General features: G+C 47.0%; 16 protein-coding genes. All 16 read left to right on the top strand.

Annotated elements, in window-relative coordinates:
* The first annotated feature begins 128 nt into the window (after positions 1-128).
* The 16 genes from ABDK00_RS12600 (at position 129) to ABDK00_RS12525 (ending at position 25,623) form a co-directional block, all read left to right on the top strand.
* Positions 129-1,685 (top strand): arylsulfatase, encoded by a 1,557-nt coding sequence (locus ABDK00_RS12600; protein WP_346237045.1) that lies wholly within the window; start codon positions 129-131, stop codon positions 1,683-1,685.
* A 222-nt stretch (positions 1,686-1,907) separates the two neighbouring features.
* Positions 1,908-3,593, top strand: a complete 1,686-nt coding sequence (locus ABDK00_RS12595) for a hypothetical protein (RefSeq protein WP_346237046.1) — start codon at positions 1,908-1,910, stop codon at positions 3,591-3,593.
* 2 nt (positions 3,594-3,595) lie between these two features.
* Entirely contained in the window at positions 3,596-4,399 is an 804-nt protein-coding gene (locus ABDK00_RS12590; RefSeq protein WP_346237047.1) for a hypothetical protein, read from the top strand.
* A 181-nt stretch (positions 4,400-4,580) separates the two neighbouring features.
* Positions 4,581-5,459, top strand: a complete 879-nt coding sequence (locus ABDK00_RS12585; RefSeq protein ID WP_346237048.1) for an alpha/beta hydrolase — start codon at positions 4,581-4,583, stop codon at positions 5,457-5,459.
* A 93-nt stretch (positions 5,460-5,552) separates the two neighbouring features.
* Complete coding sequence (locus ABDK00_RS12580; protein WP_346237049.1) at positions 5,553-6,638, top strand: galactose oxidase; 1,086 nt, start codon at positions 5,553-5,555, stop codon at positions 6,636-6,638.
* A 13-nt stretch (positions 6,639-6,651) separates the two neighbouring features.
* Positions 6,652-7,587, top strand: coding sequence for a dihydrodipicolinate synthase family protein (locus tag ABDK00_RS12575; protein ID WP_346237050.1), 936 nt, complete (start codon positions 6,652-6,654; stop codon positions 7,585-7,587).
* 159 nt (positions 7,588-7,746) lie between these two features.
* The gene (locus ABDK00_RS12570) at positions 7,747-9,423 is read left to right on the top strand and encodes an exo-alpha-sialidase (protein ID WP_346237051.1); all 1,677 of its coding nucleotides are present in this window, start codon (positions 7,747-7,749) and stop codon (positions 9,421-9,423) included.
* Between the two features lies 1 nt (position 9,424).
* Positions 9,425-10,375 (top strand): dihydrodipicolinate synthase family protein, encoded by a 951-nt coding sequence (locus ABDK00_RS12565; protein ID WP_346237052.1) that lies wholly within the window; start codon positions 9,425-9,427, stop codon positions 10,373-10,375.
* Positions 10,376-10,414: 39 nt separating this feature from the next.
* On the top strand, positions 10,415-11,650 hold the full coding sequence (locus ABDK00_RS12560) for an MFS transporter (RefSeq protein WP_346237053.1): 1,236 nt from the start codon (positions 10,415-10,417) through the stop codon (positions 11,648-11,650).
* Positions 11,651-11,661: 11 nt separating this feature from the next.
* Complete coding sequence (locus ABDK00_RS12555; protein WP_346237054.1) at positions 11,662-12,768, top strand: sialidase family protein; 1,107 nt, start codon at positions 11,662-11,664, stop codon at positions 12,766-12,768.
* A gap of 227 nt (positions 12,769-12,995) precedes the next feature.
* Positions 12,996-14,930, top strand: coding sequence for a fasciclin domain-containing protein (locus tag ABDK00_RS12550; protein WP_346237055.1), 1,935 nt, complete (start codon positions 12,996-12,998; stop codon positions 14,928-14,930).
* Positions 14,931-14,950: 20 nt separating this feature from the next.
* Positions 14,951-18,172: a SusC/RagA family TonB-linked outer membrane protein gene (locus tag ABDK00_RS12545; protein WP_346237056.1), complete on the top strand. Its 3,222-nt coding sequence runs from the start codon at positions 14,951-14,953 to the stop codon at positions 18,170-18,172.
* Between the two features lie 23 nt (positions 18,173-18,195).
* On the top strand, positions 18,196-19,740 hold the full coding sequence (locus ABDK00_RS12540) for a RagB/SusD family nutrient uptake outer membrane protein (RefSeq protein WP_346237057.1): 1,545 nt from the start codon (positions 18,196-18,198) through the stop codon (positions 19,738-19,740).
* A gap of 16 nt (positions 19,741-19,756) precedes the next feature.
* On the top strand, positions 19,757-21,190 hold the full coding sequence (locus ABDK00_RS12535; protein WP_346237058.1) for a fasciclin domain-containing protein: 1,434 nt from the start codon (positions 19,757-19,759) through the stop codon (positions 21,188-21,190).
* 13 nt (positions 21,191-21,203) lie between these two features.
* Complete coding sequence (locus tag ABDK00_RS12530) at positions 21,204-24,017, top strand: SusC/RagA family TonB-linked outer membrane protein (protein WP_346237059.1); 2,814 nt, start codon at positions 21,204-21,206, stop codon at positions 24,015-24,017.
* Between the two features lie 19 nt (positions 24,018-24,036).
* The gene (locus ABDK00_RS12525; RefSeq protein ID WP_346237060.1) at positions 24,037-25,623 is read left to right on the top strand and encodes a RagB/SusD family nutrient uptake outer membrane protein; all 1,587 of its coding nucleotides are present in this window, start codon (positions 24,037-24,039) and stop codon (positions 25,621-25,623) included.
* Positions 25,624-25,651 lie beyond the last annotated feature (28 nt).

Below are 25,651 nucleotides of genomic sequence, written 5' to 3'. Positions count from 1 at the left end.
TCTTTAATTTTATTTTTAACCAATACGAGGTTTGATGGGAGTTTGGTTGAAACAATAAATAAGCGCAGCTTCCGGAGACACGGATATATAAGCTTTGCTGCTGCCAACAGCCTTTAAAAATGCACATTATGTCTTTCAATACAATGGGAACTCATTTACAAGAAATTTTTAGAATAGCCGTCCTGCCGGCGTTATTGCTGATCGTGTCAGCGGCCCAGTCGCAGTCCGGAAAAAAGCCTAATGTCATTCTAATTTATGCGGATGACCTGGGCTATGGCGATCCGTCTTGCTATGGCGGCACCGGCGTCGAAACCGTTTACCTCGATCGGCTCGCTCAACGCGGGCTGCGCTTTACGAATGCACATACGACGTCTTCTACCTGCACACCCTCGCGTTACGGCCTGATGACGGGCGAATATCCATGGCGCCGTCAGGGTACGGGCATTCTTCCGGGAGATGCCGCCCTGATCATTCCGACGGATCGGATGACGCTGGCGCGCGTGTTTCAGCAGGCGGGCTATCAAACCGGGCTGGTTGGTAAATGGCATCTTGGTTTGGGCAATAGCATTGACAAAAACTGGAACGAACCGATAAAGCCCGGGCCCAATGAAGTTGGCTACCACTATTCGTTTATTTTTCCGGCGACAGCCGATCGCGTACCTACCGTCTTCCTGGAGAACGGCAGCGTGCTTAATATCGATTCCGGCGATCCCATTGAAGTCAATTATAAAAAGAAAATCGGCAGCGACCCTACCGGCAAAGAACATCCGGAATTGCTGAAACTATTTCCTGACCCGCAGCAGGGACACGATCAAACAATCGTTAACGGTATCGGCCGCATGGGTTATATGACCGGCGGAAAGCTGGCCCGCTGGACAGACGAGGAGCTCGGCTTCACTTTTTTAGAAAAGGCCAAAGCGTTTGTCAGAGATCATTATCGCCAGCCTTTTTTCCTGACCTACAATCTCACGGAGCCGCACGCGCCAAGGATGCCAGGCACCATGTTTAAAGGAAAAAGCAAACTCGGCCTGAGAGGCGATGCGATCCTGCAGCTCGACTGGGCGGTAGGGGAGATCATGATGGAGTTGGAACGGCTCGACATCGACAAAAACACGATCATTATTTTTAGCAGCGACAATGGGCCCGTGTTAAATGACGGATATAATGACAAAGATGTAGAACTCAATGGTAGCCACAAACCGGCCGGGCCGCTGCGCGGTGGCAAATACAGCCTTTTAGAAGGTGGAACGCGCGTGCCTTTTATCATCAGCTGGCCTGCAAAAATAAAACCCGGCGTTAGTGATGCTTTAGTGGGTCAAATTGATTTGCTCGCTTCTTTCGCCCGTTTGCTCCGCGTAGTAGTTCCCGCGGGTGAAGCTGCCGACAGCCGCGATCTTTGGCAGGCATTCCTGGGGAAAACCAAGGCTGGGCGTGATTGCATTGTGGAGCACTCGCGACAACTGGCGATTGTTTGCGGTGATTGGAAGTTTATCCCTGCAAATAATATTCCTCCCTATTTTAAAGAAACCTACACAGAATCGGGCGGTTCGAAAACCGATCAGCTTTATAACCTGAAAAACGATATTGGTGAAAAGTATAACCTTGCCGAATCGCATCCCGATAAAGTAAAAGAACTGCGCGCCCTGCTCGATCGCGAAAGGGAAAGACAGGTTTTGCCACGTTAAAAACCAACCTTTTTGTTGCTTCAAAACAAAAATTTGCAAAGTCAATAAAATTGAAATAACTTTCTATGGTCAACCGGCCGAAAAAAATTTTTCGGTTGTTGGCGCTGATGTGATCTTTTAGATCCGGTTTTCGAGAGTCATATTTAATGATTCAAAATCGTTCAGAGAGGGGGGTAATCTTTGTGAGACCCCTCCATTTTTTAACCCTAACTGCTCAGAGCCATGCACCTGGTATTTCAATTCCCTATTATTGATTGCAGGCCGTTGTTAAATAATAACGAGGTCAAATTGGCTTATCCCGAATGGGGTAATCTCGGGGCTTCTTCAAAACGTTTTATCAGGAAATTTGGCGCCGTCAGTATGCGCAGCGCTGGCGGCAGCGATGATTGGCCGGGAGAAGGTTTTTATTGTAATGCCCACCTGGCCATGCGATATAAAAACCTGCATAAGTTGGGTTATCCATTGGATGAGGCGCGGGGCGTTCGCACCAATATATTTAAATCCTATCGCCGATACGCTTCCTCTGAAGATTACCTGGGCCGCATAGAAGCTGGATTTGTGGATAATACAGAGCAATTGATAGAGCAGTTGGATATCAAAGAAGCGAGCCTGGAATCGATGATCCATCATTATGGCAATTTACCGGTAACGATCGATGGCGCGTCAACGCGGCTTTCCTCGGCCGGTTCCAGGTTGGCCAAAATGTATTACCGGTCCTCAACGCCCGCCAACGTTCAGGTTCCTGAAAAAAGCAAACTGGTGCAGGCCGGCGATGTGCTGGTGCTGGCGGTTTTTACAAAAAGCGATGCTTTTAGGTTGCCGCCTCACACGTCACTCATCGAAGCAATGGAACTTCCGGGCACCACGGAAAAGCTGAACCTTTATGGCTGCAGGCTAAGGCACAATGATATGTTTTACAAAGTATGGCTTATTGAAATGCCTTTTGCAAAACCTGATCAGTCAGCAGAAGTGAGAGAGATGATCAGAAACCTTCGCATCAATCTGCTGCGCATTCACCTTGAAAAAGAAACCATGCGTCATGTTTTGAGCGCTATTAAAACCAGGGCTGTCGTAATAGAACCTGGTAGCGAACAGGCAAAGGCGGTCGACCGTTATTTCGAGAAAACAGGGAAGAAGATTTTTAGCCATACCCGCTACACCATCAGGCAGAAAAATCTTTTGGATTTTGCGTTGAGAAGTGACAGGTCGAGCACACCTGATACTTTTTCACAACTCGAAGAAGGTATTTATAATTTTAAAAACACTTATATCCGGGAGAATGTCAATAAGATCCTGGATAAGATGGCCCGCAAAATCATCCTTTTTATTTGCACCAGCCCCAATAATAAAAGCCGGACAAAATTTGAAGATGAATACAGGGAGATAAAAAGGGCGCTGCGCAATGAAGGTAATTGGGAAGCCTATGATATAGAAATTGAAACCTCTGTCAGAAAAAATGAATTGATGGAACACCTGGAGTGGTATCAACCCGAGTATCTTCATTTTTGTATGCATAACACATTAAAAGAAGGCCTTTACTTTGAAGATGATCAGAAAGACCCCTTCCCCATGCCGGTGACAGAATTTGCCGCGGCGATTCAATCATATGCGGCGAAAGTTTCGCTAACGCCTCTATGCATTATCCTGAGCGCCTGTAATTCCGAAGCGCATGCAGAGGCCATAAAAGCATATTGTGACCATGTGATCGGTACGCGTCGCGTCTTCCCGGCCGATGCGGGCATTATCTACGCTGCTGCTTTTTACAAAACGTTTTTTGCTCAGGAAGGCTCCGATATTCCCAAATGCCATGAAGCCGGCAGAGCAGCTATTCAAAACGCAACCATCGATTTCGGTACCTATGATATCCCCGTGTATGATATTCCTGTATTAATCAACAAAAACATATAAACATGACTAAAGTGCTTAAAAATCTGCTCGCCGAATATGGTTATAATTTGGTTGCGCTGCCTCGGGAAGACATTGCTCCGCTGATGCTTTTATATAAAAAAGGCAAGGATGTTAAAGCCGTGGAAAGCACGGTAGATAAGTTGTTTGCGATAGAAGACGCGGCCCTGCCGGTTATCAAAAGGGATAACTCGGTTACCACAATTAAAGGTGAAGCATCGGTAGTTTTTGATGCGGAAGCTGGTGTTTCTGCGCTCGACTGGTTATTGAAGAAGCTAAAAATGGGGAATCTTTCTGCCAAAGCAGCGGTAGACATAAGCCACAAAGTAGCAATCACTTATGAAAATGTAATGGAGGATAAAGTAGATATGCTGGAGTTGGATAATTTCATCAGCAGCTCTGAACCGGTGGAGGGCAAATTCAATTCGTTCAAAGAAAAACTAAAAGACAGCGAACTATACGTAATTACACATATCTTGAAAAGCAATTCTTTTTCCGTAACGGTGGAAGATGCTTCCGGTACACAGGTAGATGTAGAAGCGTCGATCAAAGGAATTGTTGATGCCAACGTCAATGTATCTAAAAATAAAAATAAAGGTGTTACCCTGACGCATGAAAATGCTGATACCAGTGTGGTTTTTGCATTCAGGGCCCAGCGTATTATATACGATCAAAAAAGCTGGTGGAATGTTTTCAAAAAGAAAGAAGCGAAATTCCGGATCATCGACGGGCAGGGCATTGTGTTAAGAGCAGACGAAGACCATGCTACGGTGCCGTTGATGCTGGAAGAACAAACCGCCGACCTCTGACCTTTCAAAAATTAAATAAAAATTTACGCAGACTAATATAAAAAGCTATATTTGATATGTAGAACATAATTACAAGTTTAAAACGGTTTTTAGCCACATATCAAAAATGAATTTGATTAATTTGCCCGCACGGATAACTTTCCGGATTTGTATAAAATTTTTTTGTGCTTTACTATGTTTCATGCCCGGAATGGGTCGGGCGCAAACATCCATTCCGCTCTACGAGGTAGTGCCCAATGCCATTCCCCGGCAGGATATCGTTGAAAAATGGGACACGACCGCGACCGGAAGGGTTTTAGTCAGGTACGTTCAGCAGCCTTCCATAACGGCGTATTTGCCCCCTCCCGAAAATGCAAACGGTACTGCAGTTCTGATTTGCCCCGGCGGTGGCTATTCTTATCTGGTCATGAACCAGGAGGGATCAGAGGTGGCAGCAGCTTTTGTAAAAGCAGGCGTTGCAGCCTTCGTCTTAAAATATCGGTTGCCGAACGCAAAAATCATGAACGATATTTCTATTGGCCCGCTACAGGATGCGCAACGCGCCCTTCAACTGATCAGGGAAAGAGCTGGTGAATGGCATATAAACCCGAACCGGGTTGGCGTAGCAGGCTTTTCAGCCGGCGGCCATCTCGCCGCTACTTTATCTACTCATTTTAATCGCCCTCAGATTGAAAACCCGTCGCGGACCAGTTTGCGTCCGGATTTTTCCATATTGGTGTATCCGGTCATCAGTTTTGGTGACAGCCTCAGCCATAAGGGTTCGAGGCGAGCGCTTTTAGGCAGCGATACCGCTAATCAAGCCGCTGTTCGTTTATATACCAATGAATTGCAGGTGTCAAAGGATACGCCGCCCGCTTTTCTTTTACACAGTTCTGATGATCGTGTTGTGCCGGTGGGCAACAGCATTGCTTATTACCAACATTTAATGCAGGAAGGAGTAAAAGCAGCAATGCATATTTATACTTCAGGCGGCCATGGTTATGGTTTGCGTAACAAATCTAACAAAGACGATTGGTTTCAACGCTGTCTCAATTGGATGGAAGCGAATAAATGGCTATGACCTTTTTGTTTTTTGGAAACAAAAATGCCTATTCGAAATTTTTTTGTTTAAAGAATGATGATGTATAGATTTTTTGCCTTTAGTTTTTTTCTTATGCTTTTCGTATCGTGTAAAAATCAGGAAGGTGCCGCAGAGGTGTTCCAGTGGTCCCAGCTGCCGCAACTGCCCGACAGGGTTGGTTTTGCTGGAAGTTTTGCAGGCGTGAGTAACAACCATTTGATCGTAGCCGGCGGCGCACAATTTCCGGAGGGCACAAGGCCCTGGTCGGGCGGCGTGAAGACCTGGCATGACCAGATATGGATCTTTGAAAATGAAACTAAAGGTTGGAAACAGGCGGGTAAACTGCCGCAGGCGATGGGATATGGCGTATCCCTTTCATGGCGGGATGGTATAATACTGATCGGCGGTGCTGATCAGCAGCGGCATTATGCTGATGTATATTTTTTGTCTTACGAAGCAGACAGTTTACAAATAGAGCGGATGCCCTCGCTACCGCAACCGCTGGCCAACGCTTGCGGAGCGATTGTTGGTGGCGTGGTTTATATCGCCGGCGGATTAAGTGCGCCCGGCGCCACTTCCACAGAAAGCGCTTTCTTATCGTTGGATCTTGAGGCGCCTGCTTCGGCGCAGCAGTGGAAGCTACTGCCTGGCTGGCCTGGCCCACCACGTATGTTGAGCGTGGCAGGCGCAGCAAATGGCACATTTTACTTGTTTAGTGGCGCACAGCTTAGTGTCCCTCCGGGTGATAGTGTAGCCCGGCGCCAATACTTGAACGATGCTTTTGCCTACGCACCAGAAACGGGTTGGCAGCAGCTAAAAAGCCTACCTCACGCCGTGGTTGCGGCGCCGTCACCAGCTTATACAGACGAACGCGGAAGGTTGTTGGTTTTTGGCGGCGATGACGGAAAGTACGCTGGGCAAAATGAAAAGCTAAAGGATAAGCATCCCGGTTTTAGCAAAGATATTTTGGCGTATGATCCGCTGCAGGCCGACTGGAGTGTGGCAGGCGCGGTTTATACGGATACCCAACCGGATCCTGAAAATCAGCCCAATGCCAGCACCTGGGCTCCGGTCACCACACCTTTGGTTTTGTGGAAGAATCATATTGTGCTGCCTTCCGGCGAAGTGCGCCCTGGTGTAAGAACTAACCGTATTTTAATCGCAACCCCCCAAAAATAAAAGGATTAAAAGGATGCAACCGCTAAGTAAAGCTGATTGTAAAGGTAACTGGGGAACGTTGTTGTTGCCCATCAATGCAGACGATACCATCGATTATCGCCGGCTATCCGACGAAATAGATGCGTTGATATCTGCTGGCGTCAATGGTATTTACTCCAACGGGACGGCTGGCGAATTTCATACACAAACAGAAGCAGAATTTGACCAGGTCAATCAGTTGCTGGCTGATAAATGCAATGCTGCAGGCATGGCGTTTCAAATTGGTGTATCTCATGCTGTGCCTCAAACTATGATAGCCCGGATCGAACGTACGCGCGTACTGGCCCCTTCAGCTTACCAGGTGGTGCTCCCCGACTGGGTGGGATTAAACGACGCGGAAGTGATCAGGTTCTTCTCAAAAATAGCCGCTACAGCAGGTACGATACCATTAGTGTTTTATAATCCGCCTCATGCAAAACGGGTGTTGTCGCCCGCAGCTTACCAAAGTTTATTAAACAATGTGCCAACGCTGATTAGTATAAAACTGTTAGACGGTGACGAACTTTGGTATGGCGAAATGAAAGAGGTGGCAGGAAGAGCGGCCGTTTTTGTGCCGGGGCATCATTTAGCAACAGGCGTATCGCGTGGCCTGGCGGCAGGCGCCTATTCAAATGTGGCCTGCATCAATCCCGCCGCAGCACAGGAGTGGTGGCAACTGATGGAAGCAGACCTACAGGAAGCGCTCCGCATCGAGCAGCAAATACAGTACTTTTTTGAAGTGGGCGTTGTGCCCTTCGCCAAAGCCGGCTTTAGCAATCCGGCGCTCGACAAATTACTGGCGGCAACGGGTGGCTGGGCTGATATCGGCACACGGCTGCGCTGGCCTTATCAATGGATACCAGAAAACGAGGTGGCGGCGGTGAGGAAAGTGGCCCAACGGCTACTCCCCGGCTGGATGCAAAAATTATGAAAATAAATTTTGTAATTCGGTTTAAATATATACATTTGTTATGTAGAACATAATGACTAAATGTAGAATTGATAGGTTGCGATTGTTTTGAAGCCGGAAACCAGATCCGGAGATAAAGAAATGGTAGGATTCAGAAACTGCTAAAAGATGTTTGCCGATATGATGTCTTTGTTAAAAAATTGGAAAACAATTTATTTATTTTTTTCGCTGTGTGCGGCCCTGCCGGTCTGGGCTGTGGATGAAGCGCCCACCCCTCGTACCTTCCGTATCCCGGTGGTGAAGGAGCGGGGCGTCATTATCCTGACCCGCGCCGTAATCAATACAGGAGATGAAAAAGAATGGCAATATTTGAACCGGGTTTCAATTAGCCTCGAAGGGACTTCAAACCTCAAAGATATTGCTGCCATTCGCATCTACTGTAACAGCGACAGCAATTACCTTTCAGAAGAAATGAGTTTAAAGGCGCCGCTTTTCGCAGGTTGCGGCCGGGAAAAAGTGGTGGGGCAAAAGCTGGGGTTAAATGGGAATTTAAGGTTAAATAAAGGACAGAATTTTGTCTGGATCGGTGTAGATGTTGAGGCGTCAGCGGAGGTTGGCAACAAACTGGGCATACATTTTATTTCGGCGGAAGTGAATGGACGGGAGATAAAGTTCAAGCCTGATTTTCAACCACCCCATCGCATAGCCAGCGCCGTGCGCCAGGCGATGCAGGATAATGTGCACACCTCCCGCATACCGGGTTTGGCAACCGCTTTGAATGGCGACCTGCTTGCGATCTTCGATGCGCGGTATCTGTCGCGCCGGGATTTGCAGGGAGACATAGATATTGGACTAAACAGAAGCACCGACAAGGGCAATACATGGCTGCCCATTCAAAAGGTAATTGACATGGGGAGCTTTAAAGGATTGCCTGAAAAATTTAACGGTGTATCTGACCCTTGTATTTTGGTGGATAAGAAAACAGGTACCTTATTCATTGCAGGCCTTTGGATGCACGGCGTCCTCGACGATAAGGGCAAATGGATCGAGCACCTGTCTGACACGAGTACAGACTGGAACCATCAATGGAGAAATAAAGGATCGCAGCCGGGCTTCGATATCCGGCAGACAGCGCAGTTCCTGCTGGTAAAAAGCACAGACAACGGGAAAACCTGGTCTGAGCCTGTCAACCTTACCCGCATGTGTAAAAAGGAAGAATGGTGGCTTTGGGCGCCCGCGCCGGGAAGCGGCATCACCCTACGCGACGGAACGCTGATATTGCCAACGCAGGGGCGCAACGCGTCGGGAAGCGCTTTTTCCAATATTACGTATAGTAAGGATGGTGGAAAAACCTGGGTGACCAGTAACCCCGCTTATGATTTATCGACAACGGAATGTATGGCCGTGGAACTTTCAGATGGATCTGTCATGCTAAATATGCGAACCAACGCTAATCGCAATGTAACCGGTCCCGGCAACGGCCGCGCAGTAGCGGTAACCAAAGATCTCGGTAATACATGGAGTATCCATAAAACCTCCCGAAAAGCTTTGCCAGAGCCGGTTTGTATGGCCAGCCTTTTTAAGCACGAATATCGCGACAGGAGCGGTAAAGAAAAGTCGGTCTTGCTTTTTCTGAACCCGAATTCAAAAACTAAAAGAAACCATATCACGCTTAAGGTAAGCTTTGATGATGGGAATACCTGGCCCGAAGAGCATTTTATATTGTTGGATGAGTTTAGTGGCAGCGGCTATTCCTGCATTACTTCGGTCGACAATAACACCATTGGCCTGATATACGAAGGAAGCCAGGCGCATTTGACTTTCGAGAAAATTAACATTGAAGAAATAATTAAGTAATATGAAAATAAAGAAGATCGAGGGGTTGCTGGCGGCAACGTTCAGTACGTTTGATGAAAACAAAGCGTTGAAGCTGGAGCTGGTACCACAGATTGTTGAAAAGCTAATAAAAGACGGCGTGAAGGGTATTTTCGTCGGCGGTACCAACGGGGAAGGGTTGAGCCTTACCACGGATGAAAGGATGAAAGTGACGGAAGCTTATGTAAAAGCTGCGGGCAAGCGCATTCTTATTTTTACGCATGTGGGCCACAGCTCCATCCTGGAAGCCTGCAAGCTGGCAGCGCACGCGCAGCAAGCAGGTGCAGACGCTATTTCAGCGGTTTCGGCTTTTTATTTTAAACCCCGCTCTGCAGCAAACCTGGCCGACTGTATGGCTTTGATTGCGGCTGCAGCCCCGGATCTGCCTTTCTATTACTACCATATACCTTCCGTTACAGGAGTGGCGGTAAGTGCGATTGACTTTTTAGAACACGCTGAAAATAAGATTCCAAATCTCGCGGGCATCAAATATACGGCCAATACGTTGCACGAATACCAGGATTGCCTGCACTATAAAAATGGTAAGTACGATATTCTTTTTGGCTACGACGAGCTTTTATTGCCTGCATTGGCGATAGGCGCAAAAGCTGCTATCGGCAGTACCTACAGCTTTGCCGCACCCATGTATCTTCAAATCATCGACTTGTTCCGGCAACAGAAACTGGAAGAAGCGGCCGCCTTGCAGTTTGAATGCATCAAAATGATTCGCGCCCTTGTGAAGTATGCGCCCATTCCTACGCAAAAACAAATTTTGAAACTGACGGGGCAGGATCTCGGCGGATGCCGGCTTCCTCTTACCGAATTGTCGGATGGGGAGTGCCGCGAGCTCGAAGCTTATCTCAACGAAATAGGGTTTTTCCAGCATCTCGAAAAGGCGCGTAAAACCCGTTCAGAACAAGCGCTTGTCGCTTAAAAAAATTAAAACCGATAAAGCGGAAAACGATTGTTGTATATGAAAAAGGAAAGCCCGAATTATAAATGGATGGTGGTAGGCCTGCTATGGTTTGTAGGCTTGCTGAATTATCTTGACAGGCAAATGCTTTCGACGATGAAGCCATCGATGGAAATAGATATTGCCGAACTCCAGTCTGCCGAAAATTTTGGTATACTGATGTCTGTGTTTCTTTGGATTTATGGACTCATGAGCCCGGTGTCGGGTGTCATCGCCGACAAAGTCAACAGGAAATGGCTGATCGTTTTGAGCCTGTTTATTTGGTCGTTTGTAACGTTGCTAATGGGCTATGCCGATTCGTTCGAAACCTTAAAATGGTTAAGGGGTATTATGGGGTTCAGCGAAGCGGTTTATATTCCGGCAGCGCTGTCTCTTATTGCGGATTATCACCATTCAAAAACCCGGTCTTTAGCGATTGGCATACACATGACTGGCCTTTATATGGGACAGGCATTGGGTGGTTTTGGCGCTGCCATTGCGAACGAATACAGCTGGCATCAAACCTTCATCGGTTTTGGATTGATTGGGATAGTCTATGCTGTTATTTTGATTGTTTTCCTGAGAGAAAAACGTTCCGCCGTCGATTTGCAACAGGAGAAAATAACGGGAGAGAAGAAGCATGTTTTCAGTGGCGTTCTTTGGCTGTTAAGCACGGTTTCGTTTTGGGTGATGTTGCTTTATTTCGCAATTCCCAGTTTGCCGGGATGGGCTACCAAAAACTGGCTGCCCACGCTGTTCGCTCAAAGTCTCGACATCGATATGGCGGTGGCGGGACCCATGGCTACTATCGCTATTGCCTCCTCCTCACTTTTTGGAGTGATTATAGGCGGCCTTATTTCTGACAGATGGGTACAAAAAAATATGCGTGCCCGGATTTATACAAGCGCGATAGGCGTATTTCTTACTATCCCGGCTATTGTGATGCTCGGTTTTGGAAATACAGCTTTTGTACTAACGCTGGCTGCTGTATTGTTCGGTTTTGGATTCGGCATGTTCGACGCCAATAATATGCCTATACTTTGCCAGTTTGTGCCGCCCAAGTACCGGGCAACCGGTTATGGCTTAATGAATATGACCGGCGTTTTCTTCGGCGCTTTCATCACAAGTTTTCTTGGTAAATCCACCGATGCGGGAAACCTGGGGAGAGATTTTGCCCTCATGTCAGGCGTGGTGTTACTGGTATTGATTGTTCAACTTCTCGTGCTGCGGCCCAGGCACCACGACATGCAAGCATAATATAAAAGACCATGATCAGAGGTTTTTTCATAGGGATCCATTTTCTTTTAGCTGGTGTCATGCAAGCGGGAGCAAGCAATGCCGCCGCAACTGTAGCAGAGCGCCGGCTCCCCGGGGATTCGATGAAATATGTGCAGCTGTTTGCAAGGAAGCAACATGGTTATGCACTTTTCAGAATTCCAACAATAGTGCGTTCGGTCAAAGGAACCCTGCTTGCGTTTTGTGAAGGAAGGGTTTGCGGCGGGCCCTGCGGCGATCACGGCGATATCAATATGCTGCTGCGCACAAGCAGCGATGGCGGCGCCACCTGGGATGATATGAAAGTGATTTGGGATGAAGGGGAGCGAAGCTGTGGCAACCCTGTTCCGATTGTTGATGCGGAAACCGGCGTTATTCATTTGCTGATGTGTCTCGATAATAAAAGAATTTTTGTAACAAAATCTGAAGACGACGGCGTTAGCTGGTCAAAGCCCAAAGAGATAACGGCGTCAGTAAAAGATAGGCATTGGAAGTTTTATGGTACCGGGCCGGTGCATGGCATCCAGGTGCAGACGGGGGCCTACAAAGGGCGTTTGATCGCGACGGCCTATGCCGTAATACCAGAAGGCGATACCAGGCAAAATTTTTCATTCACCATTTTTTCTGACGATCATGGCGTCACCTGGCAAAAGGGTGAGGTGACCCGGCAACCGGGCGTGGGCGAATGTACGATTGCAGAAACTGCTGATGGCCTGCTTTTAAATCTTAGGTCGTTGACGCACCGGGCACGCAGTTTGGCCATCAGCCATGATGGTGGTCATACCTGGAGCGACATAAGGATACGGCCCGACCTGGTTGATCCCAAGTGCCAGGCCAGCATGTTGAGTTTCAAAACGAGCAAGGGATGGACCTTGCTGCAAGCGAATGCTGCTGCAGAAACGCGCAGTAATATGGCCCTTAAAGCCTCGCGCGACAACGGGCAAACCTGGCGCACGTTGGCCACTGTTTTTAAGGGTAAGGCCGCTTATTCTGACATGGTGCGCGTTGACGAAAACAGGGTAGGAATTATTTTTGAAAACGGTGATAAAAGCCCTTACGACCGGATCAGTTTCACAACGCTGGTGTTGGAGATGTTATAAAAAGGTTGCACAATGATAACATTGGCATTGTGGTAAAGGCCGATGATTCGTGTATTTTTCGAACAATACTTGAAAGAAGTTAAGAATAGGGGCGAATTATTTGGAAGACAATGTTGGGTGTATTATTTTTGTTTAAATGTAGAACATAATGTTATGAGTGCATTACTTGCCATATTGTAATTGCCTTTGAACAAAGCTCTCATTCTCAAATCAAAAAACGTTTGCATATGGGAATTTTTAAGATGCGATGGAGCGTCATTTTTAGTATTCTTTTGCTTGTGACCACTGCATGCCGCAAAGAAATCACGCAATACTACCATCCGCAAAATGCGCTGGATAAAAATATTGTAGAAGTATTGGAGCAAGACAGCCGCTTTTCAGCCTTCGTGGGTTTGATCGACAAAGTGCAACTGAGAAAAACGCTCGGCGACAACGCGATTTATACCTGCCTGGCGCCCACCAACGAGCATGTACAGCAATATTTTGCTTCGGCTGGTTACAGTTCACCCGGAGATGCGCCTGCGCACGTCATCCGCCAGTATATCAATTATCATTTCATCAACGGCATGTATTATGAATATGATATCAACAAAATCTATAACCAGGCCAGCTCGCTGATCGCTAAAACAAGGGCGGCCAATTTTACTACCCGCGCCGAGGGCAAAACACCCGGGAAGCGTATCCGTCTTTATTCGACTGCATTTCTTCAAAACCAGCCGGAAGACTTCGAGAGTTTATATGGCCCTGCTGACAATAGTGAAAGATTTATGGTGGAAGGAATTCAGATCGAAGAAGCCGACATTGATGCAAGTAATGGCGTCATACATATCCTGGCAGCGCCACTGGGCGTGACACTGAGGACAGATGAGGCATTGGCGGCTGACCCGCAAACAACTATATTCAGTTCCTGGCTTGAAAAGCATGTGCAATATGAATTGGGAGAAAAGGATGAGTTTGGATGGGTTGACACGACGCTATATAAATCTTATTCGGTGGGCAGAAACCTTGCCAGCGAATCGGTGATTACAACGCTGCTGGTGCCTACCAATGCAGCCATTCAGGCATATTTCGAACCTTACCTGCCTTATATCGACAATACCCTCGATTCTATTCCCAAAAGAGTGATGTATTCTTTGATACGTGCCGGCATCGTCGATAATATCTGGCTGAAGGGCGATTTAAAAAGAGCCGATCCCAATTGGCGTTCACTGGGTGGTTTTATAAACATGATTATGGACGTGCCCGCTGCCATCGTAGGTTCTGTAAAGGCCAGCAACAGCATTATCTACAAGGTAGATAAAGTCATTGAATCGCCGGAGATGAATAGTGTTGCCGGTGGCATCCTGATGCGATATAAAAAATACGGGCAGTGGTACTGGATGTTGCTCAATGCAGGCCTGGCAGAGGGTTTGTACGATATTCTGTATTATCAACATGCACCTAAAACGCTGCTGGTTCAATCTGATATTTCATGGGGCTTCCCGTTGGCGGAAGATTTAAATCCGACAGACCGCGAACTGAAAAAGCAGCAACTTCAGGCGGGCATACTTAACATTGATGTGCGGGAAGACGGTGGCTTCAGGAAGCGATTTTATGCTACAAGTTATGGGTATATCTATTATGAAAATGAAAAATTTTATGATTATACCGGGCATTCAGTAAATCTCGTTTCAAGCACACCCGAATGGAATGCTTCGAACGGCGCTATTTACGAAATCGACGGCTTTTTAAACCCGTTAGACAGGTTAAATGATACCCTGACGCTGTATGATGTCTTGAAAAAACATCCCAACCTTTCCTTGTTCGTACAGGCGCTCGATAAGTCGGGGATCGCTTCTCAGTTAGAACTGACCGGCTTTTTTACCTATACCGTTTTAGCGCCTACCAACAATGCGATTACCGGCGGGGGGATCAATGTTGCAACGATGAATGCTGCTACGGCCCGCACGTTCGTTCAGAAATATATCATTCCTAACCGGGCAGTTTTTACCGACGGCGTGTTTACGGGACAAATACCGAATAAAAATAACGAGCTTTTGACCATTAATGGGGCCTGGGAAAATTTTGAAGTGACTGACCCGGGCGGCAAAAAGACCGAGGTGGAAACGGCGAATTTGCAGGGAAGCAACGGCGTGATCCACAAAATCAAAAATGTATTTTAAACTAAATCACATCCAGAATCATGGACTATAATTTTGTAAAGAAGAAATTCCTGATTGTGATCGCGTTATTCGTTAGCGCCCTATCTCATGCGCAGGATACATCTGTTATTGCGGGTGTGGTTTACGACAAAAAGGGCGGTAAGCCGCTGGTAGATGTATCTGTAATGATTTTAAATGCCAACGATCTTGCCCTTAAAGGAACCAAAACCTCTGCCGAAGGAAAATTTCAGGTAACTAAAATTGCGGGCGCAGCCAAACTCGCTTTTTCCAATATAGGTTATCAAACGCAGGAATGGCCGATCGCAGATAAAAGTTTCTTCACCATTTATCTTGAGGAAGACAGTATTTCGATGGATGTGGTGAAAGTAATTGCAGCCGTTCAGAAAAAGGCGGATATGGGTTTTTTATCAATCGACCGCCGCGAACTTTCAAGCGCTGTGGCTTCTGTCGACCTGGAAAATACAGATAAGATGCCCGTGGTGAATGTAGAACAATTGCTACAGGGAATGGCGCCCGGTATCCAGGTGGTTGCTGCCAGCGGCGATCCCGGCGCAGCAGCGAGTATCCGCATCAGGGGTGTGTCGAGTATTTCAGGAATGAACGACCCGCTGTGGATCGTCGATGGGGCGGAAATTATCGGCAACAATTATAAGGTGTCAAGTATAACCGATTTCGGGTTTAGTCCTATTGGTGATCTCGATCCATCCGATATCGCGTCAATTGATATTTTGAAAGATGCCTCGGCTACCGCGCTTTATGGGTCGAGGGGGGCTAATGGTGTTATCGTTATTCAAACAAAACGAGGTAAAAAGGGCAAGGCTCAATTTCAGTTCAATTCCAGGTTCACGATGACCGAAGTGCCGGGAACGATACCCATGTTATCCGGTGATGAACAGCGCATCTACTATATTGAAAAATTAACCGGCGGGATCGACGACGGCACCGCCCGGCCGGAAATACGCGGCGACCTTACGCGGTCAGACGCCTGGATCTACAATAATAATACTGACTGGGTGGATGTCATTACTCGAAAAGGCCTGTATCAACAATATAATACAGCGCTCAGCGGCGGTGGCGATCGCCTCAATTATTACTGGGGTTTGGGTTATGCCAATCAGTACGGAACCACAAAGGGCACCGGATACGACCGGTTTAACACGCGGTTCAATTTAAATTATCGCGTATCGGACCGAATGAAAGTTACGGCTGATGTAAACTACACCAATTCCTTTACCGATAAACGCGGGCAGGAACATCCGCTGACGTCGACAGAAATCAGCCCGATGCTTTTTGCGAGACAAACGCCTGCTTATTTCCCTGTGTATTCAAAAAACGGCCTCAACTATTTTGTTGACCGCAACATTGATATTTCCTCCCATTCGAGATATAATCCGCTGGCGATAATTGACTATACTACGTATTTCACAAGAGCCAATCGTTTTATGGCTTCGACCTCACTCGATTATAAAATAAGAGCCAACCTGGATTTCAGGGTGCAGGTGTCAACTGACTTTAGAGAATCGGCAGATGAGTATTTCCTGCCGGGTTACGCCACCGATGCTATTCCCGGAGAAGCGCTTTATAATGCCGGCTTGCAAACCGAAGGTTATCAGCTTATGATCAATAACAATAACCGGCTTACCTGGTCGGCGATCGCAAACGATAAGCAGCGACTGACATTTACCGGTGTGGTAACTTATAATTTGGACAGGAACAACTCTACTGAACTGGAGTATTATAACGGGGCTTCGCCAGAGTTGAAATCGGCCGATGCTGCTGCTATTATTTCCGGCGCCTCGGGTTCGTATGGCGTACGAAAATACCTGGGTATGTTTCTTCAGGGACATTATGCGTTGCAGGACCGATACTTTCTTACCATCACCGGCAAGTCGGAAGGCGATTCCAGATACGGCAAAGACAATCCTTATTCGATTTTCCCGGCCATTGGTGCTGCCTGGGACATGGGCCGCGAGTCCTTCCTCGAGCCGCTTGAATGGATCACCATTTTCAAACCCCGCTTTGCTTTTGGTGTGACCGGCAACCTACCCAATCTCAATAACCTGTATGATATTGCGTACGGCACCGGCACGGGCTACCTCGGAGAAACTTACACTTACCCTTCCAAGTTTGCAAGTGAAAATATAAGAGAGGAGCGCACTTCTGAATATAACCTCGGCCTGGACTGGAGTTTTTTCAAAAGCCGGATTACCGGCCAGCTCGATTTTTACTCGCGCACTACCAAAAACCTGCTGCTACAGGAACGGCTTTCTTCCACTTTGGGTTATAGTTCTCAGTATATCAATTTTGGACGCGTGCGCAACGCCGGATGGGAACTCGGTGTTACAGCGGTTATTTTTCAGGGCGATGAAAAGCGGCTGCGTTGGAAGTCCTTTTTCAATATCGCCAGTAATAAGAACCGATTACTCGAACTGCCCGAACTTTTCGATGCCAATGCATTTAGCGTAAGCCAATGGGGCTTTACCTCCAAACTTCAGGAGGGCGATGTGATCGGTGGTTTTTATGGATATAATGCATTGGGCGTATATGCGCGGGATGAGGATGCTATGCTGCGCGATGAAGCAGGCGCGATCGTTTATGAAGCAGATGGCATCACGCCAAAATATATGCGCTTTGGATCGGTAACCGGCCGACAACTTAAAGGAGGCGATATGATTTATGATGACGTCAACGGTGATGGCGTGATTAATGAACTCGATCGCGTACAAATAGGAGATGCGAACCCCATGTTTTTTGGCGGATGGAATAATACGTTTAACTACCGGAACTGGGTGTTTACGCTCAATTTACAATATCAATCTGGAAATGATATTATCAACGCTACCAGGTTGTCCATGGAAAGAATGCAGTTTGCCCACAATCAGTCAAAATCGATCTTGGCGCGGTGGAGACGCCAGGGAGATGTTACCACGATTCCGAGAGCGCAGCCCGACAATTCCTGGAATAGCGCGGCTTCTACCCGTTGGGTGGAAGATGGTTCCTACCTGCGTTTGAAAACCGTTTCCTTGACCTACAATGCTTCAAAAGAACTGGTGCGCAAAATGAATATCGGTATCAAGCAGCTCGGCTTTTTTGTGACCGCTTATAATTTATACACCTGGACGAATTATCTCGGGCTCGATCCTGAAGTGCCGATCACGGGAAGCGTGTACCTGTTCGGCATTGATAACAGCACCACAGCGCCATCAAGACAGTTCACAGTGGGCGTTAACCTGGGTTTTTAACTTTTACTTTTTAACGATAAAGTATGAAGACTTTAGCTACAATTAAATTGATTTTACTTTCTGCGGCGCTTTGCATTTCCTGCAATAAAATTCTGGAAGTGGAGCAGCCGGATAATCTGGTATATAATGAATTCTGGCAAAACCGTGACCAGGTATATGCCTCGCTGGTAGGGCTTTATACATCCATTTCAAATAATCTGAACTCGTTTCATGCCTGGGGCGATATTCGCTCTGCGCTATACGAGCCGGGGCCGGGCAATTCGTTTACGAATAGCTACGCGCAATTCATGTCGCATGATATTTATCCCGAAAACGGACTGCTGTCCTGGTCTACAGTTTATCGCTCGATCGGGTGGATCAATGCTTTTATAAAAAACGCACCTATTGCTTTGCAAAATGATCCGACGTTTAGGGAAGCAGAATTAAACGAAATGATGGGCGAAGCCTATGCCTTGCGTGCGTTAAATTATTTCTATCTCGTGAGAGCTTTCAAAGATGTGCCTTTGATTAAAGAACCCTACGAGTCGGACAATCAGCAGGTGACTACAGCGGTTTCTACCGAAGCCGAGTTACTCGATTTTATTGAGTCCGATCTGGAAATGGCGTTAAGGCAGGCGCCCCAGACTTTTGAAGAAGTGAATAAGAAGTTTGGGCGTATCACGAAAAATGCAGTTCGGGCTATATGGGCTGATGTGAAGTTGTGGCGAAATGAATATGAAGCGATGCTTCAACTTTGTGCGCCTTTGGATGCCGACTATCGCGATGCTATGGTGGGGCCATTTGAGTGGTATAGTATATTTAATCCCGGTAATTCAAGCGAAAGTATTTTTGAAATGAATTACGTTCAAACCGGGCCCGCCTCGCCGGTTTACAATTGGTTTGCTCATTACGCTACCTCCTCTTCTGATGGCGCTCGTTACCTGGTCAATATCATTAACGCAAAATATGCTTTTGAGGAAGTGCTGTATCCGCCTGTCTTGCCCGAATATACCAGTGCCGATACCATCCGGTATAAAAACTTTTCCTCTTTTCGTACCAACGGCGATATTTCCAACGGGTATGGCTCGGGTTGGGAATCCTATAAATTTTTGGGCCAGGAAGCTTATCAGCAGGCCTATCGCGCCAATAATACACGGCGTCTGGTCAACTATATTTTTTATCGCTATCGCGACATTTTGCTCATGAAAGCAGAAGCCTACGCCATGCTGAACCGATACGCGGACGCGGAAGCCATGATCAATATAATCCGGGAGCACTGTAATGTCCCTGCGTTGTCGCCGGGTGAAGGCGGCGAAGGCGAGGAGTTTTTTACACGCCTTTTAATGGAACGCGAAGCGGAACTTGGTTTTGAGGGGAAAGAATGGTTTGCTGCAGTGAGGGTTTCGCGCAGGCCCGGCTATCAAAATGTTTTGATCAACAAATCGGCGACAAATAATAGTATGGGCTATTCTTACCAGGTTATCAGGGCGCGGCTGTTGAATCCTGAAAGTTGGTTTCTTCCTTACCAGCGGGCAGAGATAGAGAATAATCCTGAGCTGGTGCAAAAAGACTTCTATAAAAACAAATAACCGAAAATAGATAATTATGAAAAAGCTTTCTGTTGTTCTGGTGATGTTGATGGTGGCAGGCTTTTCCTGCAAACGTGATATGTCGGGGGCGCGTTACGACAGCACTGATGAGATCCAGATTATGGATTATATCGATACGCGCGAAGACCTCAGCATATTTAAAGAGTTGATCGAATATACCGGCAAGAGAAGCCTGTTTAAAACAGCAGGATCCTACACGCTTTTTATTCCCAATAACCAGGCGTTTCAGCAGCTTTTCAATGAACTGTCTGCAGAAGGCACGGCGGTGGCGCGCATTGCAGACCAAAGCCCCGACTTTTGGCTGAATTATGTGCAGTACCATTTGTTGAACGAAAAAGTGAATACCAACGAGTTTGAATTTGGCCCGCTGCCTGTGCCGACGGTGTATAATAATAAGTACCTGATTGCCGACCTTTCCGAATCGTACGATGCAGTCAACCTGAATAATGCCGCGCAAATTGTTGAGAACAACATCGAGCTTACCAATGGTTATATTAATGTGATTAATAACGTGCTGCGGCCGCCGGTGAAAACGGTTTATGAGACGCTAAAGGCAAGCGGGAAATACGAAACGATGTTGGCATTGTTTGACGAAACCGGCTACACGAGCTATTTGAAAGACAGCATGATCACATTGCTGATCGAAACCGACGCCGCATTGCAACGCTCCGGTTTTGCCAAAGAAAATATACCCAATCTCAACGATTGGGTAAAGTATCATATCATTCCCGATTCAAGCTATTTCCTCAACCTGCTGGCTGGAAAGCGCTTTTACTCTTTATACACCAAGGAAGCACTGAGTTTTTCTGTTGATGCTTTTGGAAAATATTTTATCAACGAAATTTTCCCTTTTAACCAGGAGCGCAGCTATGGGATTGATCGGGTGTCAAGCAACGGCATTTACCACTCCGTGGATACTTTGCTCTCTATTGTCGAAGCGCCGCCGGCGACCATCCGATTTAATCTTTACCCGCCCGGAAGCCCTTATGGCGCACAGAATGTGTTTACGCAATCGCCTGCTACAATTACGCTCAACACCGGCACGCAGAGTTATCATCAAAACAAAGAAGGCAAAATTGTCGCATTCAACGCCACGCAGGTGGGCGATTATTTCTGGATGACCATACCTGATGTGCCCGTAGGCCGCTATCGCATTCGCATGTTGCACCGCGGAGCCGCCACCAGGGGCAAGTATATTGTGATCTACAATAATAACATTGTCGAAGAGCAGGTAAACATGGCATCGCGCGATGGATTTTTCGAAGAATGGAACTACCTCTCTTATAATTATTGTGGCGAAATTGAAGTTGCCGAACGTTCGGACGTGGCGCTCTACTTTGCGTTTGCCGGCTTTGGTAGCAACCCTGCTCCCTCTTATTGCTGTGACCTTTTAATGGATATGCTGGAGCTGATTCCTATAGTTGAATAATTAAACCGTTGAAATGAAACAAAATTTGAAATACATAAAAGCGATGAAATGGGCCTTCGGGATGCTGTTGTTGATCGGCGCTGCTCCGGCAAAAGCACAACGGCCGGGCCCTGATTCGGCGAACGTAATCGGTATAGAACGTATAGGGATTATCGATTCGGTATCGGTGACTCCTTTGCCGTCGCAAAGCGACGGGCTGTCTTTTGCCGAATTGCTGCCCGGCGCCCCAGGCGTGAGTGTTACCGAATCCGGCGCCATTGGCGCGGCGCCACTCTTAATGATCAGGGGCGTCAATACGATCAACATGAACGCTTCGCCCCAGATTTATGTGGACGGCGTTCCCATTAAATATGCCCGGCAATTCAGGCCATTTTTATCACAGTATGAGTCTACGCGTTTTGGCTTTTTAAATCTGAATGATATTAAGTCGCTGGCGATTTTAAAAAATGCCGATGAGCTTTCGGCTATCGGCGGCCGGGGTGCAAATGGGGCGATATTTCTGACAACAGATCGCGGGGAGTTTGGTGGCACAAAGATTGAGTTTACCGCCAACACTGGCTTTATGCGTGCCAACTACGACGTCGACCGCATGTCGGCGGCTTCGTTTAAAGAATATTTGAAGCAATACTTAAGTGAGAACGGAAGTACAGAAAGCGAAATTGCCAATAATCCGATTTTTGACGCTTCGCTTCCGGCCTACAATAAAAATACCGACTGGGTGGATATGATTACCCGCCCTGCACGCTACAACGATTACCACATAAAATTGAAAGGAGGATTTGGCGACGCGAATTATATGTTTAGCGTAGGATACACCGGGAAGCAGGAAACTATCGACAATGCTCATTTTGGGAGAACCACCATGCGGTTCAATCTTGATTATAAATTATCGCCCACTTTTGAAATTACTAATAACCTCAGCTATGCGAACACCGGCTCTCAATATTTTGAGCAGGGCAACGACTGGGGTATTCATCCTTTATATACCGCGGTGACCAAGGCTCCGTTTCTTGGAAGATTTGCATATAACGACAGTGGTGAAGAAACAAAGTTAGTTGCCAATGTTGATGCATTGGGAAAGAGCAATCCCTGGGCGTTGGTCAATAATATGAAGAATAGCAATGAAGAAAACAGGGTGGACGGGATTATCTCTGCTAAATGGAAAGCCCGTAAATCCTTATCTCTCAATTCTGCGCTCTCAGTGAGTTACTATAATCTTCGCGAAAGCCAATACAGGCCGGCGTTGGGCATTGTTAACGACGAGTATCGCATCCGCCAAAATGCCAACCGAAACTCCAGCGAGTTTACTTTGATCTGGAATAGCTTTTTAATGAAGAATGGACAATGGGGCTCGCGCAGCACGTATGCTACGCAATTGGGCGCCTGGGTAGAAACCTTTGAAGATAAAGCGCTTTATGCAAGAAAAGTGAATGCCGGAACGGACGACTACGAAACCTTGCAACAAGGAGTTGTGGACAGTGCGTCCAACGTTAAGTTCACGTCAAACCTCAGCCGCTTTTATTTTTCTGGAAATGTTGATGTCCTCGATCGCATCTATGTTTCGGCTAATGTAAACGCCGAAGGGTCGTCCAACTTCGGGCAAAATGGAAGATGGGGTTTATATGGCGGCGCAAAGGTTTATCTTGATTTGTTGGAACACGGAAATGCCACTTCGTTGACGGCAAGAGCAGGGTGGGGGAGAACAGGCAACAACGATCTGAGAGGATTTTATCATGAAAATCTTTATTATGCTGTCAACTACTTTGGTTACGGCGGCGTTTATCTTGGCAATATAGCCAACGAAGACATTAAGCCCGAAGTGACGAACGCTTTAGACGCCGGCTTAAGAATGCGTTTTTTTAATAACCGCCTTGAACTGGACGGGGGCATTTACCGCCGCGTAACGGATAACCTCATTACATTGAGGGAGTATCCGATCGAGTTAGGCCTAAACCCTTCCTTAGAAAATAACGGGTCCATTATTTCAAAAGGATTTGAATTTCAGCTGAACGCAAAATTGATTGAGAAAAAGCAGGTTTCCTGGAGTGTTTTCGCCAACCTGACCACCCTTGATAATGAAGTTTCTTCGTTAAGTAACGGCGATATAATCAACAGCTTTGGAAATATAAATGGTATCGCCGCGCCATCCGTAAGCGTAGGCTCTTTCTATGGTTATAAGATAACCGGTGTTTTCAGTTCGGCAGCCGATGTTAATCTCAAAAAAGCCGATGGTACCAATTATATGGCGGGCGACTACATTATCGACGACCTGAATAAAGACGGAAAAATCAACGAGCGCGACCAGCAGGTGATCGGCAGTCTGTTGCCGAAATATTATGGAGGATTCGGATCTCAGCTGCATTATAAGCGGCTTTCGCTGAGCGCCCGCTTCGCGTATGCTTACGGACAGGAAATCTATAACAGCTTTAAACAGCGGCTGCATTTGATGAGCGACTATTCCAATCAGTCGCCTGAAGTGGCCAATAGATGGAAGTCGGAAGCTGCGCCCGGCAACGGGATGTTGAGCCGCGCAGCTTATGGCGACCCATCCTACAACGGTGCGGCGTCCAGCCTCTGGGTGGAAGACGGCAGTTACACAAGACTGAAATTTTTAAGTTTAGGATATGATGTGCCTTTGAAGCCGACCGCGTCTTTCATCAAGGGCCTGCAGGTTAAGATAACGGGTGAGAATCTTTTTACACTTACCTCTTACAGCGGCCTCGATGCAGAAGTGGTTTCCTCTTCCAGTCCGTTGATGCGGGGCATTGACTTCGGCGCATCGCCATTGCCTAAAGCAGTTATTGTAGGAATTAAGTTGTCGCTTTAACGTAATAAACAAACTTATTATGAATAACGATTCAATAAAAAAAATATACCAGCCGCCGGTTCAAAAGCAAAACCCAGCCATGCTAGGCCGTTTCATTTTGATCTTTGTATCGGGCTGTTTGACTTTGCTGCTGGGCGGTTGCAAAGATTTTTACGATGTCGATCCTTACGCTGTTATCAAGGAAATCGATTTTAATAAAAACAGGGAAGATCTGAATGCCAGTGCCTTCGGGATGTATGAACCTTTAACACATGAGGTACATAAATTCCTTTTGTGGGGTGATGCAAGGGCTGACATGGTTACCACGGGTCAAAAAGAACCCGACCCTTATATCAATGAGTTCGTAACCAATTCCATAAGCGTGGAAAACCCCTATACCAGCTATGCCGGCATTTATCAGTCGATCGCAAGGTGCAACCGTCAGTTAGAAAAAGTGTACGCTGTCGCGCAGCTCGATGATAAAATTCTTGATCGCGATGCCGCCGCTTTTTATGCCGAAGCGCTGCTACTGAGAGCATTTAATCATTTTATGCTGGCTAAAAATTTTGTGCGCTTTCCCATGATGTTTTCAGACCATGCCGAAGGTATTCGTTATGTAAACCAGGCAGGCGACACTTTAGTCAGGAAGGTGAATCATCTTTCTAACGACGATATTCGCGGTTCGTTTTATTACCCGCAAAGCCGCGACCAGGCGATACAAATGATCTATGAGGATGTACTAACGGTGTTGGGTATTTTACCGATCAATTATCAATGGAATAGAAACTCATTGCCTGCTCAGGAGCGTTACGGCCGCGTATCGCAGGCAATGGCCGCCACCTTTGCAGCCGAGCTGGCGCTTTGGCTGGGGGATTACCAGGCGGCTTCGGCTTTTTCCAATTCCCCGGTATTAAACAGCAATCATACCCTTGGTGCTTCCGGAACCTGGGTCAACCAATTTACAGGTTCGTATGCGTCGTTGCATTCTTTGTTTTTGCTCGGTTATCGCTACCCCAATAGTTTTGAAACAAACCGCTTGCAGGAATTTACTTCCTCCGTCGAAAAAGATGGTGGGCGTTATTTTTTAAAACCTTCTGCATGGGCAATCGACAGCATTTTTTCTAAAGAGCCGGGCGACATCAGAACAAGTTTTAGTTATAAAGTAATGGATGGCGACACTGTCATCTGGAAATATATTGGCTCTGACAATGTAGTTTCCATGCGCCCCGGCTATCAGAGCGACGCCAGCTGGCATCTTTACAGAAGCGCTGACGCCTATCTTTATAAGGCCCTGGCCGATCTGATGTTAAGCGATTATTCAACGGCGTTCAATTTTGTGAACATGCTGCGCGTGGCGCGTGGTTTGGAAGAACTGGATCCTGCTGAAACGAACTATCGCGATCGGAACTTTATGTTAGCCTTAATTTTTAAAGAGAAGGCGCGCGAAAATGCTTTCGAAGGAAAGCGCTGGTACGACCTGATGCTGTGGTCGAGGCTTTCCGGCACCAACCAGTTGGCTGCCGCTGTGGCTGCCAAATACAGCGCACCCCGCCGCGAAGAAATTCTTCAAAAACTTCAGGACGAAGCGGCCTGGTTTATACCTATTGACCCCAAATTGTGGGAATGATCTTAATTAAATAATCGATCGCCAGATT

The sequence above is a fragment of the Niabella insulisoli genome, assembly GCF_039652435.2.
Classification (GTDB): Bacteria; Bacteroidota; Bacteroidia; order Chitinophagales; family Chitinophagaceae; genus Niabella; species Niabella insulamsoli.
This window is presented reverse-complemented; position numbering and strand designations above follow the sequence as displayed.